The 2,497-nt window shown below is 60.7% G+C and carries 4 protein-coding genes; 3 read left to right on the forward strand and 1 reads right to left on the reverse strand.

Annotation, left to right across the window (positions count from 1 at the left end):
- Positions 1-95: 95 nt before the first annotated feature.
- The 3 genes from VEK15_17720 (at position 96) to VEK15_17730 (ending at position 1,757) form a co-directional block, all read left to right on the forward strand.
- Positions 96-1,022: a PEGA domain-containing protein gene (locus VEK15_17720; protein ID HXV62542.1), complete on the forward strand. Its 927-nt coding sequence runs from the start codon at positions 96-98 to the stop codon at positions 1,020-1,022.
- Between the two features lie 67 nt (positions 1,023-1,089).
- Positions 1,090-1,350 carry a hypothetical protein gene (locus VEK15_17725; protein ID HXV62543.1) on the forward strand — a complete coding sequence of 87 codons (261 nt, stop codon included), beginning with the start codon at positions 1,090-1,092 and terminating at the stop codon, positions 1,348-1,350.
- Complete coding sequence (locus VEK15_17730) at positions 1,350-1,757, forward strand: HNH endonuclease signature motif containing protein (protein HXV62544.1); 408 nt, start codon at positions 1,350-1,352, stop codon at positions 1,755-1,757. The genes VEK15_17725 and VEK15_17730 overlap by 1 nt, the downstream gene beginning before the upstream one ends.
- Positions 1,758-1,858: 101 nt before the next feature.
- Here VEK15_17730 and VEK15_17735 read toward each other — a convergent pair whose 3' ends face one another.
- Entirely contained in the window at positions 1,859-2,233 is a 375-nt protein-coding gene (locus VEK15_17735) for a hypothetical protein (GenBank protein HXV62545.1), read from the reverse strand.
- Positions 2,234-2,497: the final 264 nt, after the last annotated feature.

A 2,497-nucleotide genomic window follows, 5' to 3' on the forward strand; every position in this document is an offset into this window, starting at 1 on the left:
CTCCGCTCGCGCAGGGTGGGCTGAGTCCTTCATCACCCTGCTCTTTGATTCTACATCCCGTAACCGCATGTTCCTAGCGTGTTAGAATCCAACGCGTGAGTTTTCTCGAGACACAGGAAGAAACGCACCGCGGGCGAGGCCCGTTCATCGCGCTCACGCTCATCGTCCTCGTTGGACTCGGCGCCCTCGGGTACTGGTTTTTCGGGCGTCCGTCGGCGCCTTCGACGGCCCCAGAGCCGTCACGACCTGCGGTCGTCGAAGAAGAACCCGAGCCCGAGCCCGTTGAGGTGGCGCCGGCAACCGAGGCCGTCTCCGTGGGGTCGATATCCATCCGCTCCAGCGAGGCTGGCGCCACGGTCTTCATCGACGGGGAGCCCGTCGGTCCGGCGCCGTTCGAGCGAGATGAGTTCGCCATTGGCCAGTACGAGGTGCGCGTGGAGAAGGAAGGATACAAACCGTTCGTCGACACGCTTCGCGTGCGACCCGGCCGCCATGCCGAGCTCTACGCTTCCTTGGATTTGCTGTCGCCAAGCCTTCGGATCGTGAGCGACATACCCGGTGCGACCGTCTTCCTCGACCGCCAGTACGTCGGCACGACTCCGGTGGACGTCAAGGAATTGGAAGTCGGCTCCCACCAGCTCACGGTCTCCGCCGAAGGCTTCGACATGCACGTCGAGACCATCGAGGTCACTACCGGCCGCAACGAGGTAAACGTCAGGTTCGAAGCGGCCGCCGCCTCGCTCGATCTGTCGATCGCCGTGACCCACAAGCACCGGTTCGGCTCGTGTGAGGGGATGCTCCGTGCCGACGCCAGCGGATTGTTCTACGAGACCGACAACGAGAATGACGGCTTTCGCACCGCATTCGCCGAGCTCGAACGCTTCGAAGTCGACTACATCGACAAGAACCTGAACGTCAAGGCCCGCAGCGGCAGGAACTTCAACTTCACCGACAAGAGCGGCAACGCCGACGCACTCTTCGTGTTCCACCGCCAGGTGCAGGAGTTTCGGGAGAAACTGTGACGAGCACCGCGGCCGAGCACCGGAGCTCACAGCCTGACAAGTCGCCGGTTTCTGCTATCATTGGCCCGTGAGCGCAGCCCAAACGGCCCTCGATGAGCTCCTCGAGCCGCTTGGCGATTGTCTGACGGTCGAGGTAGCGGAGCGATTGTCTGCGCTGCGAGCGCCAGCATCCGTTCAGGCACGCATCGAAGATCTCGCCCGAAAGTCCGAGGAAGGCCAACTCTCCGGCCCCGAGCGTGAGGAATACGAAGCGCTCGTTTCCGCGGGGAACTTCATAGCGATTCTCCAATCCAAGGCCCGTCGAGTTCTCAAAGACCGTCCAGCCTGATGGATCCCGCCCTGAGGAGGCTCGTCCGGGATCGGGCGGGGCACCGCTGCGAGTATTGCCGCATCCATCAGGGCCAAGACCCGTTCTTTACATTCCCGGTCGACCACATCATTGCAAGACAACACGGGGGAACGACGGATGCCGGCAACCTGTGTCTAAGCTGCTATCGGTGCAACTCGCACAAGGGACCGAACATCGCGAGTCTCGATCCGGAAACGGGAGAGCTCGTTCGTTTGTTTCATCCTCGACGCGATGACTGGTTCGAGCATTTCCTCTGGCAAGGTGCACACCTTGTGGGTCGCACCGGGATCGGCCGTGCCACCGTGAAACTTCTCGCGGTCAATCATCCCGACTATGTTCATTTGCGAGAGTCGTTGATGGTAGAGGGAACGTTCCCACCTTCTTGAGGCGAAGCAACACTTCCTAGAGGCGAGGGCTGATCCGCGCTTGAGCTGCCGTGATCGCCTTTGTCACAGCTCAAACTGGATACTCACTCGAACAAGCCACACTAATGGATCCGGTGAACCAATGGCGCCTTCCCGAGATTCTTGATACGCCTTTGAAGCTCCCCGAAGAATGCGGCGTCGGCGACGAGCTCGTCTCCCAGAATCGCGACCCAACGTCCTCGGTATGCCTCTCGGTTCGCGAGGATCCATTCAAACTCCTGGCTGCGGTCGCTATCCTTGATGTGGCGGGTCCGCGCGCGGGGCGGTTTGAGCACTTCCTGAAGGGCTAGGAGTACGCCGTCGCGTGGGTTCGCCTGCAATGCGTCGGATAGAAGCGCACGAGCTTGGACAACGCGGCCCGCCGCGATCAGCTCGTGAATCCGCGCGGCATAGCCGACGGAGGAGACCGGCTTACCTTGCGCGTTCTTCATCGACATCGGTCGATTATGATCGCACCCCGAGACAGAAGCAATTGCGGGGGCAATTCGTCGGCCCCCCAGATTTTTTCCTGGCAAAGAGCCTATTTAACATAATGGTTCTTATGGGACGCTAAGCCAGGGCGCACGGCGGCATCTTCTTGCTTATAGCGAGGGGCTCAACGACGTGGTTGTCGGAGCAAGTGGTATCGTTTCGTCACTTTTGCGCGGAAGAGCACGAGTTCCCCTGAGACTTGGAACCGGACCGCGATTCTTGCGATCGAT

Source organism: Vicinamibacteria bacterium (assembly GCA_035620555.1).
In the GTDB taxonomy this organism is placed as follows: Bacteria; Acidobacteriota; Vicinamibacteria; order Marinacidobacterales; family SMYC01; genus DASPGQ01.

Bases quoted from the DNA above. Each gene is read 5' to 3' on its own strand.
- VEK15_17730 (HXV62544.1), top strand. From the start codon at position 1,350: ATGGATCCCGCCCTGAGGAGGCTCGTCCGGGATCGGGCGGGGCACCGC.
- VEK15_17735 (HXV62545.1), bottom strand. From the start codon at position 2,233: ATGTCGATGAAGAACGCGCAAGGTAAGCCGGTCTCCTCCGTCGGCTAT.